The organism is uncultured Modestobacter sp., from assembly GCF_947486615.1.
GTDB lineage: Bacteria > Actinomycetota > Actinomycetes > Mycobacteriales > Geodermatophilaceae > Modestobacter.
In genome coordinates, this window is sequence record NZ_CANKUD010000006.1 from 273,018 (window position 1) to 286,324 (window position 13,307).

11 protein-coding genes and 1 tRNA gene are annotated in these 13,307 nt (G+C 71.9%); 5 read left to right on the forward strand and 7 right to left on the reverse strand.

From position 1 onward, the window contains the following. Positions 1-23: 23 nt before the first annotated feature. Positions 24-2,051: an aminotransferase class V-fold PLP-dependent enzyme gene (locus tag Q1A09_RS13680; RefSeq protein WP_299955796.1), complete on the reverse strand. Its 2,028-nt coding sequence runs from the start codon at positions 2,049-2,051 to the stop codon at positions 24-26. 129 nt (positions 2,052-2,180) lie between these two features. Beyond that, positions 2,181-2,257 (reverse strand) — tRNA-Leu (locus Q1A09_RS13685). A gap of 69 nt (positions 2,258-2,326) precedes the next feature. Here Q1A09_RS13685 and Q1A09_RS13690 point away from each other — a divergent pair. The 4 genes from Q1A09_RS13690 to Q1A09_RS13705 all read left to right on the forward strand — a co-directional run bounded on the left by Q1A09_RS13690 (position 2,327) and on the right by Q1A09_RS13705 (position 5,570). After that, positions 2,327-2,950, forward strand: a complete 624-nt coding sequence (locus Q1A09_RS13690) for an ANTAR domain-containing response regulator (RefSeq protein ID WP_299955799.1) — start codon at positions 2,327-2,329, stop codon at positions 2,948-2,950. A 224-nt stretch (positions 2,951-3,174) separates the two neighbouring features. Then, positions 3,175-4,506, forward strand: coding sequence for an ABC transporter substrate-binding protein (locus tag Q1A09_RS13695; protein ID WP_299955801.1), 1,332 nt, complete (start codon positions 3,175-3,177; stop codon positions 4,504-4,506). A 102-nt stretch (positions 4,507-4,608) separates the two neighbouring features. Continuing rightward, on the forward strand, positions 4,609-4,929 hold the full coding sequence (locus tag Q1A09_RS13700; RefSeq protein WP_299955803.1) for a hypothetical protein: 321 nt from the start codon (positions 4,609-4,611) through the stop codon (positions 4,927-4,929). Continuing rightward, positions 4,926-5,570 carry a hypothetical protein gene (locus Q1A09_RS13705; protein WP_299955805.1) on the forward strand — a complete coding sequence of 215 codons (645 nt, stop codon included), beginning with the start codon at positions 4,926-4,928 and terminating at the stop codon, positions 5,568-5,570. Before Q1A09_RS13700 ends, Q1A09_RS13705 begins: the two co-directional genes overlap by 4 nt. Here Q1A09_RS13705 and Q1A09_RS13710 read toward each other — a convergent pair. From Q1A09_RS13710 to Q1A09_RS13730, 5 genes are all read right to left on the reverse strand, one after another. Further along, on the reverse strand, positions 5,489-6,349 hold the full coding sequence (locus Q1A09_RS13710) for an ABC transporter ATP-binding protein (RefSeq protein WP_299955807.1): 861 nt from the start codon (positions 6,347-6,349) through the stop codon (positions 5,489-5,491). The genes Q1A09_RS13705 and Q1A09_RS13710 overlap by 82 nt on opposite strands. Further along, positions 6,346-7,356, reverse strand: a complete 1,011-nt coding sequence (locus Q1A09_RS13715; RefSeq protein WP_299955808.1) for an ABC transporter ATP-binding protein — start codon at positions 7,354-7,356, stop codon at positions 6,346-6,348. The genes Q1A09_RS13710 and Q1A09_RS13715 overlap by 4 nt, the downstream gene beginning before the upstream one ends. Then, on the reverse strand, positions 7,346-8,344 hold the full coding sequence (locus Q1A09_RS13720; protein ID WP_299955810.1) for a branched-chain amino acid ABC transporter permease: 999 nt from the start codon (positions 8,342-8,344) through the stop codon (positions 7,346-7,348). Before Q1A09_RS13720 ends, Q1A09_RS13715 begins: the two co-directional genes overlap by 11 nt. A gap of 4 nt (positions 8,345-8,348) precedes the next feature. Beyond that, positions 8,349-9,719 carry an ABC transporter permease subunit gene (locus Q1A09_RS13725; RefSeq protein ID WP_299955812.1) on the reverse strand — a complete coding sequence of 457 codons (1,371 nt, stop codon included), beginning with the start codon at positions 9,717-9,719 and terminating at the stop codon, positions 8,349-8,351. A 186-nt stretch (positions 9,720-9,905) separates the two neighbouring features. Beyond that, entirely contained in the window at positions 9,906-10,310 is a 405-nt protein-coding gene (locus tag Q1A09_RS13730; protein ID WP_299955814.1) for a PaaI family thioesterase, read from the reverse strand. 91 nt (positions 10,311-10,401) lie between these two features. Between Q1A09_RS13730 and polA the strand changes: the two genes are divergently transcribed. Then, positions 10,402-13,134: a DNA polymerase I gene (polA, locus tag Q1A09_RS13735; RefSeq protein WP_299955816.1), complete on the forward strand. Its 2,733-nt coding sequence runs from the start codon at positions 10,402-10,404 to the stop codon at positions 13,132-13,134. Positions 13,135-13,307: the final 173 nt, after the last annotated feature.

Here is a 13,307-nt window from a genome sequence, read left to right on the forward strand (position 1 = left end):
ACCCCGACGACCGCGCAGCTGCGTCAGTCGGGCAGCCGGTCGGCCGCAGGCGGGAGGTCGGCCTGGGCGGTCGCCTGCGCGGCTGTCTCGTCCCAGGCAGCGGGCGTCTCGACGGTCGGGCTCTCGTCCGCCGGGGGCTCGTGTGCCGGGTCCCGGGGGGCAGCCGGCTCGCCGGCCCGTGCCTCGTCGTCGGCGCCGGTCGGGTCGGCGCCGGTCGGGTCGGCGGTGGCCCGGTCGAGGGCGCCGAAACCGGTCGGGCTCGTCCCACCGGCGTCGCCCTCGTCCGGGACCGTGCCGGCGGCGACACCGGTGGCGACCGGCTCGGCGCCGACCGCCTCGCCAGCGGCCTGGTCGCTCCCGGTCTGATCGCCTCCTGTGGACTGGTCCACGCCGGCCGCTGTCTCCACGGCGACTGCCTCTGCGGCGACTGCCTCTGCGGCGACTGCTTCTGCGGCGACTGCTTCTGCGGCCGCTGCCTCAACGGCCGCGGCCCGCTCCACCGCTGCCTGCTCGGCCTGTTCCCGGGCGCGCTGCTCGGCGGCCTGACGCTCGGCGAGCTCGCGGGCGCGCTGCTCGGCCTGCTGCTCGGCGAAGTCGTTGGCCAGCCAGTCGTGGCCCTCGCAGAGCAGTGCCCAGGCACGCTCGACGTGCACGCGGGTCGTCGCCGGGGCGCCGATCGCCACGCGCAGCACCGCCCGGCCGCCGACGGTGGTGTGGGTCAGGAAGACCTCGCCGCCGTCGTTGAGCCGGTCCAGCAGGGTCATCGTCGCGACGTCGGCGTCCACACCGGCCGGCCAGCGGGGCTGCAGGCAGACCAGGGACAGCGGGTGCGGGGCCACCACGTCGAAGCGGTCGTCGTCCCGGGCCCAGCCGGCCAGCTCCTGCGCCATCGCGACGTGGCCGCGGATGTGCTCGCGCAGCCCCTCGGCGCCGTACCAGCGCACCACGAACCAGAGCTTGAGCGCCCGGAAGCGGCGTCCGAGCTCGATCTGCCAGTCGCGGTAGTCGACGACCGCACCGGTGTCGGTGGCCGCGTTGCGCAGGTACTCCGGGAGGATCGCCAGTGCCCCGGTGAGCGCGGCCCGGTCGGCGACCCAGAACAGCGTCGCGTCGAACCCGGTGAGCAGCCACTTGTGCGCGTCGGTGGTGTAGCTGTCGGCCCACTCGACACCGGCCTGCAGCGCACGCAGCTCCGGGACGACGGCGCTGACACCGGCGTAGGCGGCGTCCACGTGCAGCCACACGCCGAAGCGCTGGCACACCGCGCCGAGCTCGGCGAGCGGGTCGATGGCGGTGGTCGACGTCGTCCCGACCGTGGCGCAGACCAGGACCGGGACGAACCCACGGGCCACGTCGCGCTCCAGTCGCTGGGCCAGGGCGCGGGGGCTCATGGCCAGGTCGGCGTCCACCTCGACGACGCGGATCGCGTCGGTGCCCAGCCCCGCGATGCGGGCGGCCTTCTCCATCGAGCTGTGCGTCTGGGCGGAGACGTAGACGGTGTGGTCCTCCGGGCGCACGCCCTGGCGCAGGGTGGCGCCCTTGCTGGCCCGGTGCAGCGCGGCGAGCAGCGCGACCAGGTTCGCCCCGGAGCTGGAGTCCTGGACGACGCCCCCGCCGGTGCCGGTGGACCGGAAGGACTCCGGCAGGCCCATCAGCTCGGCGAACCAGTCCATGACGTGCTGCTCGAGCTCGGTGGCCGCCGGGCTGGTCACCCAGGACATCCCCTGCACGCCCAGACCGGCCGACACCAGGTCGCCGAGAACGGAGGGGCCGGAGGTGTTCGCCGGGAAGTAGCCGAGGAAGCCCGGGTGCTGCCAGTGCGTGATCCCCGGCAGCACGACCCGGTCCAGGTCGCCCAGGACGGCGGAGAACGGCTCGCCCTGCTCGGGGGCCGCCGGGGGCAACGCGGCGCGGACGTCGCCGGGGGAGACCTGCGAGCGGACCGGGACCGACCCCGGGTCGTCCCGCAGTCGCGACCAGTAGTCGGCGATCCAGTCGACGACCTCGTGGCCGTGCTGGCGGAACTCCTCAGGGGTCATGTGGCCGGTCACTGGGCCACCGTATTGAGCGGTGACACCGGACGTGGCGTCGGGTGGGCCGACGACGTCGCGGCTCCCGGCCCGGCGTCCGAACGCGCACGGCGACGGTGTGACCCGTTGCACCTGGCGGTGGTCGTGGTGTGGTGCCCCCGGTGCGACTCGAACGCACACTGCGCGGGTTTTGAATCCGCTCCCTCTGCCGATTGGGGTACGGGGGCCAGCTCAACCGGGTGAGCGGTGAGCCTATCTGGCGGGGAACTGCCACCACCGGCCGATAGGATGATCGGGTGAGCAACGCACCGACCCGGGTCCTCATCGCAGAGGACGAGGCACTCATCCGCCTCGACCTCAAGGAGATGCTGGAGGAGGAGGGCTACGTCGTCGTCGCCGAGGTGGGCGACGGCCAGGCCGCCGTCGAGCAGGCGCAGCAGCTGCGGCCCGACCTCGTCGTCCTCGACGTCCAGATGCCCGTCCTCGACGGCATCGCCGCGGCCGAGCAGATCGCCGCTGCGCGCATCGCGCCGGTGATCGTGCTGACCGCCTTCAGCCAGCGCGAGCTGGTGGAGCGCGCCCGGGACGCGGGTGCGATGGCCTACCTGGTCAAGCCGTTCTCCAAGAACGACCTGGTGCCCGCCATCGAGGTGGCGGTCGGCCGGTTCCAGGAGATGCACGCCCTGGACGCCGAGGTCACCGATCTCAAGGAGCGGCTGGAGGCCCGCAAGGTCGTCGAGCAGGCCAAGGGCCGGCTGATGTCCGAGCGCGGCATGACCGAGGCCGAGGCGTTCCGCTGGATCCAGCGCACGGCGATGAACGAGCGCACGTCGATGAAGGCGCTGGCCCAGGCGATCCTGGCCACCGCCGCCGCGCCCACCGGTGGCAGCGAGCCGGCGGGCGAGCCCGCCGGCTCCTGAGCGCCTGCGCCGGGGTGGTGCCCCGGCGTGTTCCAGAGATGTGTCGGCGCGTCCCACGGTGTGGCGACCGTGCATCGCGCACATCACAACGTCATCACGGTGCGACCGAGCCCGGCCCCACCCCCTCAGGTGGCGGTTAGGTTCTCCGCACTGATCGGCCCCCCGACCGGTGTTCCAGCCTGCCGGGGGGCGAAGGACGTACACACCTCTCTGGGAGTTCCTTGATGCGCACAGGCACGTTCGCCCGCGCGACCGCCCTCTCCGGTGCTGCCCTGCTCGCTCTGACCGCCTGTGGCGGCAGCAGCGACGACGGCGGCGACACCGGCGGGGACGCGAGCGGCGAGAAGCAGGTCAACGTCTACGGCACCGACGGCAACATGGGCGACCCCCTCGGCGAGGACTTCAGCGAGGACGGCGCCCTGGCCGACATGAAGGGCACCACGCCGCTGACCGAGCTCGCCGGGGACTTCACCGACCGGCTGCTCGAGGTCGACCCCGACCTCGGCACCACGTTCAACTACTCGGGCGAGACCTACGACGCCATCGTGATCAGCGCGCTCGCCGCCCAGCTGGCCGGCAGCAACCAGGCCACGGTCTGGGCGCCCTACGTCAATGGCGTGACCTTCGGCGGCGAGAAGTGCGACTCCTTCACCGCCTGCATGGAGATCATCAACGCCGGCGGCAACCCCGACTACGACGGCATCACCGGTCCGCTGAGCTTCGCCGAGCCGGGCGAGCCCGCCGAGGCGAGCTTCGGCATCCTGCAGTTCGAGGACGACAACACCATCGACCCGGCGAACAACCGCTACGTCCTCGCCGGTGACGAGAGCAACGCGGCCACCGACGAGGGCCCGGCCGCGGCCGCGCCGGGTGCCACCGGCGACCAGTTCGTCGTCGGCACCCTGCTGCCCGAGACCGGCGACCTCGCCTTCCTCGGCCCCCCGGAGATCGCCGGCGCCCAGCTCGCGGTGCAGGAGATCAACGAGGCCGGCGGCGTGCTCGGCCAGGAGGTCCGCCTGGAGCAGGGTGACTCCGGTGACACCTCGACCGACATCGCGACCCAGACGGTCGACCGGCTGCTGCAGTCCGGCGTGAACGTCATCGTCGGTGCGGCCTCCTCGAGCGTCAGCCTCACCGTCATCGACACCATCGTCGGTGCCGGCGTGGCCATGTTCTCCCCGGCGAACACCTCCGACCAGTTCACCGACTACGCGGACAACGGGCTGTACTTCCGCACGGCGCCCGCTGACACGCTGCAGGCCCGGGCACTGGCCGACCTGATCGCCGAGGACGGCGCCAACACCGTCGGGATCCTGGCCCGCAACGACTCCTACGGCAACGGCCTGGCCGACAACACGATGGCCAACCTGATCGCCGACGGCCTGCCCGAGGACTCGGTGCGGAAGGTCATCTACGACCCCACCGCGGCGAACTTCACCTCGGAGGTCCAGCAGATGGCCGAGTTCAACCCGGACGCGATCGTGGTCATCGGCTTCGACGAGTCCTCGCGCATCATCCAGGGCCTCAACGCCGAGGGCGTCGGCCCGCAGCGCTGACCCCGCACCGGCGCTGATCGCTCAGCGCTGACGCACCGCTCCACACTGCGGCCCGGCACCCGGAAGGGTGCCGGGCCGCAGTGCGTCGAGGGGACTCGGCCGGTGGACCGTGCCCCGCTGCTCGACCGCTACCGCGAGCTCGTGCTCCACGAGCTGCCCCGCCGCGCCCGCGCCGAGCAGGAGGTGGTGACCGCCGACCACCGCTTCGGCCGGATCGTGCTCGACCACGCCGTCGGCGGCCGGTGGTACGACTCGCTCGACCGCCGACGTGGGCCGGCGTTCACCCAGCTCGACAACGGTCAGCTACGGGTCGCGGTCGCGGTGGCCGAGCGGATCGCGGTCGAGGGCGACCCGCTGCTGCGCGAGCTCGACGAGCAGAGCCTGCGCTGGCGGGGCAAGCGCGCCGGGCGTCGCCGCCCGTGAGCGCCGTGGCCGTGGCCCACCTGCTGGTCGTGGGCGGCTACGCGGGCTTCCAGTGGACCGTGCGGGCGCTGGTGTACCCGCAGCTCATCGCCGCACCGCCCAGCGCCTTCGTCGCCTACGAGCAGAGCCACTCCTGGTGGGTCGCCCGGGTGGTCGGGCCGTTGTTCGCCGGCCAGCTGGTCACCACCGGCTGGCTGCTCCTGGACCGGCCCGACGACCTCGCCACGACAGGCGTGCTGGCCAGCGCCGCCTGCCTGGCCGTCGTCCTGGCGGTCACCGGCGCAGCCGCCGTGCCCCGGCACCGCCGGCTGGCCGCCGGGTTCGATGCCGGCGCGTACGCCGGCCTGCTGCGCACCGACAGCATCCGGGTGCTGGCGGCCACCGCGAACGTGGCGGCCAGCGCCTGGGCCGTGCTCGGCGGACCCCGCCCGGAGACGACGCAGCACGGTGCTGCTCCGCCCGTGCCCGGAGACGCAGCACGGCGCCGTCCCGAGCGGGACGGCGCCGTGCCTTCGGTGCAGGGCCCGAGCGTGCGCGGGCCAGGGGAGTGGACCGCCGGCTACTGGACCTTCGCCAGCGTGCCCAGGTACAGCTCGATGACCTTCGGGTCGTTCATCAACGACCGGCCGGTGTCGGTGTAGGCGTTGCGGCCCTGGTCGAGCACGTAGCCGCGGTCGCAGATCTGCAGGCACCGCCGGGCGTTCTGCTCGACCATGATGATCGAGACCCCGGTGGCGTTGATCCGGCGGCAACGGATGAAGACCTCGTCCTGCAGGGCAGGGGAGAGGCCCGCCGACGGCTCGTCGAGCAGGAGCACCGACGGGTCCATCATCAGCGCGCGGCCCATGGCGACCATCTGCCGCTCACCGCCGGAGAGCGACCCGGCCTTGCCCTTGCGCCGCTCGCCGAGGAGCGGGAAGAGGTCGACGACGTAGTCGAAGCGCTCCTTGAACGTCTTGGGCCGCAGGTACACGCCCATCTGCATGTTCTCTTCGATGGTGAGCGAGGGGAACACGTTGTTGTTCTGCGGCACGTAGCCGACACCGAGCTGCACCAGCCGGTGCGCGGGTGCCGAGGTGATGTCCTCCCCGCGCAGCGTGACCGACCCGGATCGCACCGGGATGAGGCCGAACAGCGCCTTCAGCAGGGTGGACTTGCCCGCGCCGTTGGGCCCGATGATGCCCACCAGCTCGCCGTCCTGCAGGTAGAAGTCGCAGCCCCGCAGGATGTTCACGCCGGGCACGTAGCCGGCGATCAGCTCGTCGGCGCGCACCAGGGCGCCCTCGGCGAGCTTGACGTGCTCCTCGCGGGTCGCCGCCTTCTCCGCGGCGGAGAGCTCGCCACCGCCGGCGGCCGGCCCGTGGCCGGACCCGACCTGGGACATCGGGTCCTCGCCGGCCGGGTCGTCCAGGGTGCTCATCGCGTCGTCCTCTTGCCGTCGGTGGTGTCCGCGCTGTGCCGGCCGCGTCGTTCCTCGGCGAGGGCGGCCTCGTCCTCGGCGAGCATCCGGTCCTCGTCCTCGACCGTCAGCGGGGCGTCGTGGTGGGCGCCCAGGTAGGCGTCGACCACGGCCTTGTTCTGGGAGATGGACTCCGGCGGGCCCTCGGCGATGACCTGGCCGGCGGCCATGACCACGACCCAGTCGCTGATGTCGCGGACGACGTCCATGTCGTGCTCGACGAAGATGACCGTCATGCCCTCCTCGCGGAGGTCCTTGACGTGCCCGAGCAGGCTCTGGGTGAGCGCGGGGTTCACGCCCGCCATCGGCTCGTCGAGCATGACCACCTTGGGCTCGCTCATCAGCGCCCGGGCCATCTCCAGCAGCTTGCGCTGGCCGCCGGAGAGGATCCCGGCGAAGTCGTCCTTCTTGGCGTCGAGCTTGAACCGGCGCAGCAGCTCCATCGCCCGCTCGGTGTTCGCCTTCTCCTGCGCCCGCCACGTGCCGGGCAGCAGGGCGCGGGCGAAGCTCTCGCCGCGCTGGCCCTGGGCGCCGAGCAGCATGTTCTGCAGCACGGTCAGCCGGGACAGCGCCTTGGTCAGCTGGAAGGTGCGCACCACACCGAGCCGGGCGACCTGGTGCGGGGACAGCTTGCCCAGCGGGCGGCCGTCGAAGGACCAGGTGCCGGTGTTGGGCTGGTCGAACCCGGTGAGCAGGTTGAACAGCGTGGTCTTGCCTGCACCGTTCGGGCCGATCAGGCCGGTGATCCCGCCGCGCTGGATCTCCAGGTGGTCGACCGAGACGGCGGTGAGCCCGCCGAAGGTGCGGGTCACGCCGTCGACGACGATCGCCGGGTCGGGCTTGGCGACGCCGACCTCCCAGGGGAGGTCGCGCAGCGCTGCCTGGGCCAGCCGCTGGGGGGCGGCCTGCCCGGACAGCTCGTCGGGGCGCGCCGCGTGGGCGCCGTGCGAGCCGATGTCAGCGGGCATCGAGCATCACCTCTCGTCGGTCACCGAAGATGCCCTGGGGCCGGAAGACCAGCAACAGGATGAGCCCCAGCCCGACCAGCACGAAGCGGATCTGCGCCACGTCGGTGGAGGTGAGCAGCTCGTCGGGGATCACCCCGTTGGAGATCAGCGCCCGCAGGCCGGTGTCGGCGAACTGCAGGATGAACAGCAGCAGCATCGACCCGATGACCGGGCCGAGCACGCGGGCGGCGCCACCGAGGATCAGCGCCGCGTAGGCCAGGAACGTGTTGGGGTTCTGGTACTGGTCGGGGTTGGCCGACCCGGTGTTCACCGCGTAGACCATGCCGCCGAAGGCACCGAAGACACCACCGAGCACCAGCGCCTGCAGCTTGTAGGCGTACACGTTCTTGCCCAGGGCCCGGACGGCGTCCTCGTCCTCCCGGATCGCCTTGAGCACGCGGCCCCACGGGCTGCGCATGAGCTGCCAGACGAGCAGGCTGAAGAGGATCACCAGGAGCCAGCCGACCGCGGCGACCCACAGCTCGCCGCCGCTCCAGCTGGTGCCGAGGATGTCGTAGCGGCGTCCGGTGTCCCAGGGGGCCAGGTCGATGAAGTCACGGTTGAACGCCGACAGACCCCGGGTTCCACCGGTGACCGGGGTGGCCGAGACCGACCGGAAGACCAGCCTGAGCCCTTCCGCCGTCGCGATCGTGACGATGGCCAGGTAGTCGGCACGCAGCCGGAGCGTGGGCAGGCCCAGAAGCAGGGCGAGCACCACCGCTGCGGCCACGCCGACCAGGACGCCGACCCAGAAGGGCAGCCCCCACTGGCTCACCGAGATGGCGATGCCGAAGCCGCCGAGCATCGCGAAGGCGATCTGCCCGAAGTTGAGCAGCCCGGTGTAGCCGAAGTGGACGTTGATGCCGATGGCCAGCAGGGCGAAGAAGATCGCCTGGAAGCCCAGCGCCGCCTTGCCGGCGATCGCGAACGCGTTGATGAGTTCCGACATCGGGTCAGCCGATCCGGGCCCGGCTGCCCAGGATGCCCTGGGGGCGGATCACGAGGATGACGATCAAGAGGAGCAGGCCTCCGACGTACTTCATGTCGTCCGGGATGACGAGGGTGGACATCTGTACGAAGACACCGACGATGACGCTGCCGACCAGGGCGCCGTAGGCCGTCCCCAGTCCGCCCAGCGTGACGCCGGCGAACATCAGCAGCAGCAGGCGGAAGCCCATGTCCCACTGGACCTGGTCGTTCAGCCCCAGCAGCACACCGCCCAGGGTGGCCAGCGCGCCGCCCATCATCCAGACGACCAGGATCACCCGGTTGACGTCGATGCCGGAGGAGGCGGCGAGGTCGCGGTTGTCCGAGACCGCCCGCATGGCCTTGCCGATCTTGGTGCGCTGCAGCATGAGCGCCACCAGGACCAGGACGACGACGGAGATGATGATCGAGGCCAGCGACCGGTTGGTCATGGTGAAGACGCCGTAGTCGACCGAGCGCTGGCTCTGGAAGTCGCCGTAGGGGTTGGACGCGCCGCCGTAGACGATCTGGATCAGGTAGCGCAGCAGCAGCGACAACCCGATGGAGACGACGAGGGCGGCGACCAGGCCGGTGCCGCGGCGGCGCAGCGGCCGCCACAGTGCAAGTTCGTTGAGTGCACCCACGGCCGCTCCGACGACCAGGGCGATGATCGTGGCAGGGATCAGCGGGACGTCGCCGCGGACGTTGATGAACCAGGCGACGACCGCACCGATGGTGACCAGCTCGCCGTGCGCGAAGTTGGTCAGCCCGGTGGTGCCGAAGATCAGCGAGAGGCCGACCGCGCACATCGCGATCACCAGGCCGAACCGGAGCCCGTCGACCAGCAGCTGGATCGCGCGGATGTTGCCGCCGCCCGAGCCGGCCGAACCGTCGACCAGCCCGAAGTTCACCGGCTGCGAGCGGCCGTCGGCCACCTGCACGGTGCGGGAGTCCCCGTTGCCGAGCTCGACGCCCTCGGGGAGCGCCTCGGCGTCCAGGCTGATGGTGTAGCTGCCGGCCCCGGGCAGGTCGATGGCGAAGCGGCCGTCCTCGTCGGTCTCGACCGCGTCGACCTCCTCGCCGTCGGCGGTCTCGACGGTGACCTCGACGCCCTCGATCGGGCCGCTCCGGCTGGTCTGCAGCGTGCCGACCAGCTGCTCACCGACCGCCGAGGCGACACCGGGCACGAGGGTGGCGAAGGCCATCCCGAAGGCGGCGACCAGCAGGGCCAGGACCAGGGGACGGCGACCGCTGCGCCACCTGCGGGCTCCTCGACGGGCTGCTCGCGGTCCGCCCGGTGCCTCCCGGGTGGAACTGCGTTCCCCGTACCTCGTGGAGCGGTGGGGCGCGTGCGTCACTCGACCTCCCAGCCGTTGGATGTGAGCCGGGACAGTAACCCACCCCTGTTACGGGGATCGACCTGCTGGGACACACCGTGACCCATCTGCGACACGCCGACCTGGTAGGCCGGCACGGCGGAGGCCGTCGTGGACCCGTCGTGGGCAACGGATCGGCGTGGGAGGCCGTCGCGGCCCCACGCGGTCTCAGCGGGCCGGTCGGACCATGCAGGTCAGGCGGGCGGTCGCCGTCGCGCGGCCCGCCTCGTCAGTGACCTCGACCAGGTAGGTGGCCAGCGTCCGCCCGCGCCGGGCCGGCGTGCACACCGCCGTGACGACGCCGGCGGAGGCGCCGCGCAGGTAGCTGGCGTTGAGCTCGATGCCGACCACGTTGCCGCCCTGACCGGCGTGCAGCATCGCCGCCCACGACCCGACGCTCTCCACCAGCGCGCAGGTGGCGCCGCCGTGCAGCAGTCCGAAGGGCTGCTCGTTCCCGGCGACCGGCATGGTCGCGACCAGCCGTTCGGGGTCCCAGTCGGTGATCTGGATGCCGAGCTTCTCGTCCAGCGGGCCCTGGGTCTGCGGCAGCCATCCCGGTCGCATAGTGCTCATGAGCGGACGGTAACCGCCGGCCCTGCTGCAGGGGCCCGCGCTGAGCTCGCGAAGCGTGGGGGGCAGCAGGGTCCTTCTAGGATCGGCGGCGATGTCCGCTCCTGCTGCTGCCCCCGCGTCCGCTCCCGCCGACGGCGCCCGTCCGCGGCTGCTGCTCCTCGACGGCCACTCGCTGGCCTACCGGGCCTTCTTCGCGCTCCCGGTGGAGAACTTCTCGACCACGACCGGTCAGCCGACGAACGCCGTCTACGGCTTCACGTCGATGCTGATCAACGTGCTGCGCGACGAGCAGCCCAGCCACCTGGCGGTGGCCTTCGATGTCAGCCGCAAGACGTTCCGCAGCGAGATCTACGCCGACTACAAGGCCAACCGCTCGGAGAGCCCGACCGACTTCCGCGGCCAGGTCAGCCTGGTGCAGGAGGTGCTCGGCGCGCTGCACGTGCCGGTGATCACCGCGGAGAACTACGAGGCCGACGACGTCATCGCCACGCTCACCGTGCAGGCGGTGGAGCAGGGCATGGACGTGCTGATCTGCACCGGCGACCGGGACGCGCTGCAGCTGGTGAACGAGCACGTGACCGTGCTCTACCCGCGCAAGGGCGTCTCCGACCTCACCCGGTTCACCCCGGAGGAGGTCGAGACCAAGTACGGCCTGACCCCGACCCAGTACCCGGACTTCGCCGCGCTCCGGGGCGACCCGAGCGACAACCTGCCGAGCATCCCGAGCGTGGGCGAGAAGACCGCCGCGAAGTGGGTGCGCGAGTACGGCTCCCTGGACGCCCTCGTCGATCAGGTCGACACCGTCAAGGGCAAGGTGGGGGAGAAGCTGCGCGAGCACCTCTCCTCGGTGCTGCAGAACCGGCGGCTCACCGAGCTCGACCGTGCCGTGCCGCTGGAGCTCGGGCCGGCCGACCTCGCCGTCCAGCCCTGGGACCGCAACGAGGTGCACACCCTCTTCGACAACCTGCAGTTCCGGGTGCTGCGCGACCGGCTCTTCGCCACCCTCGCCACCCCGGAGCCGGAGGTCGACGGCGGCTTCGAGGTCACCGCCGACCGCCTCGCCCCGGGTGAGCTGGCCGGCTGGCTCACCGCGCACGCGCGCACCGGGCACACCGGCGTCGTCTTCCGGGGCACGTGGGGCCGGGGTGCCGGTGAGCTGACCGGTCTGGCGCTGGCCGCCGCCGACGACCACGCCACCTTCGTCGACCTCGGCCCCGACCTGGACGCCGCCGACGAGCAGGCGCTGGCCGGCTGGCTGGCCGACCCGGCGACGCCCAAGGTGGTGCACGAGGTCAAGGGCCCGCTGCTGGCGATCTGGAACCGCGGCTGGGACCTGCAGGGCATGGTCAGCGACACCGCGCTGGCGGCCTACCTGGTCAACCCCGGGCAGCGGTCGTTCGACCTCGGCGACCTGGCGGTGCGCTACCTGCGCCGCGAGCTCAAGGACGCCGCGGAACCGGAGGGCCAGCTGACCCTCGACGGGCTCGGCCCCTCGGAGGAGGACGTCGCCGCGGCTGCCGCGCACGCCGACGTCCTCAAGGCGGTGGCGGTCAACGACCTGTCCGACGCGCTGGAGCAGGTGCTCGGGCAGAAGGGCGGCGACCAGCTGCTCGGCGACATCGAGCTGCCGCTGACCCGGGTGCTCGCGGCCATGGAGCACCGGGGCATCGCCGCGGACCTGGAGTTCCTGCACGAACTGCAGCGCGAGTTCGCCGCCGCGGTGACCGAGGCGGCCGACGAGGCGTACGCGGTCATCGGCAAGGAGATCAACCTCGGTTCGCCCAAGCAGCTGCAGGCGGTCCTCTTCGACGAGCTCGGGCTGCCCAAGACGAAGAAGAACAAGACCGGCTACACCACCGACGCCGAGGCGCTGACCTCGCTGCTGGCCTCCACCGGGCACCCGTTCCTCGAGCACCTGCTGCGGCACCGCGACGTCACCCGGCTGCGCACCGTCATCGACGGGCTGATCCCGATGGTCGACGAGGTCGGGCGGGTGCACACCACCTACCAGCAGACGATCGCGGCCACCGGCCGGCTGTCCTCGACCGACCCGAACCTGCAGAACATCCCGATCCGCAGCGCCGAGGGTCGGCGGATCCGCCAGGCGTTCGTCGTGGGCTCGGGTTACGAGTCGCTGATGACCGCCGACTACAGCCAGATCGAGATGCGGATCATGGCCCACCTCTCCGAGGACGCCGGGCTGATCGAGGCCTTCACCTCGGGGGAGGACCTGCACTCCTTCGTCGCCTCCCGGGCGTTCGGCATCCCGATCTCCGACGTCGACCCGGAGATGCGCCGCCGGATCAAGGCGATGAGCTACGGCCTGGCGTACGGGCTGAGCGCCTACGGCCTGGCCCAGCAGCTGCGGATCACCCCGGAGGAGGCGCGCGGGCAGATGCACGCCTACTTCGAGCGCTTCGGCGGCATCCGCGACTACTTGGACGGCGTCGTCGACGACGCCCGGCAGACCGGCTACACCGAGACGACGCTGGGCCGGCGCCGCTACCTGCCCGACCTGACCAGCGACAACCGGCAGCGCCGGGAGATGGCCGAGCGGATGGCGCTCAACGCCCCCATCCAGGGCTCGGCCGCCGACGTGATCAAGGTGGCCATGCTCAACGTGGAGCGGGCGATCGAGGCCGAGGGCCTGCGGTCCAGGATGCTCCTGCAGGTGCACGACGAGCTGGTGCTCGAGGTGGCTGCCGGGGAGCACGAGGTGCTGGAGGCGCTGGTGCGCCGGGAGATGGCCGGTGCCGCGCAGCTCTCGGTGCCGCTGGAGGTCTCGGTCGGCTTCGGCACCAGCTGGGACGCCGCCGCCCACTGAGGAAGGACCACCCTGCCCCCCACCGCTCGCAAGCTCGCGGCGGGCCCCTGCAGGGTGGCCGGAAGAGCCCGACCAGAGGTGTCGGCGGCTGAAGGTTCGGTAGCGTCAGGCAGCGTTGAAGTTTGGTGCGGTGATCTTGAAGGTGATGGCGTTGGGTGGGCTGGTGGTCTGAC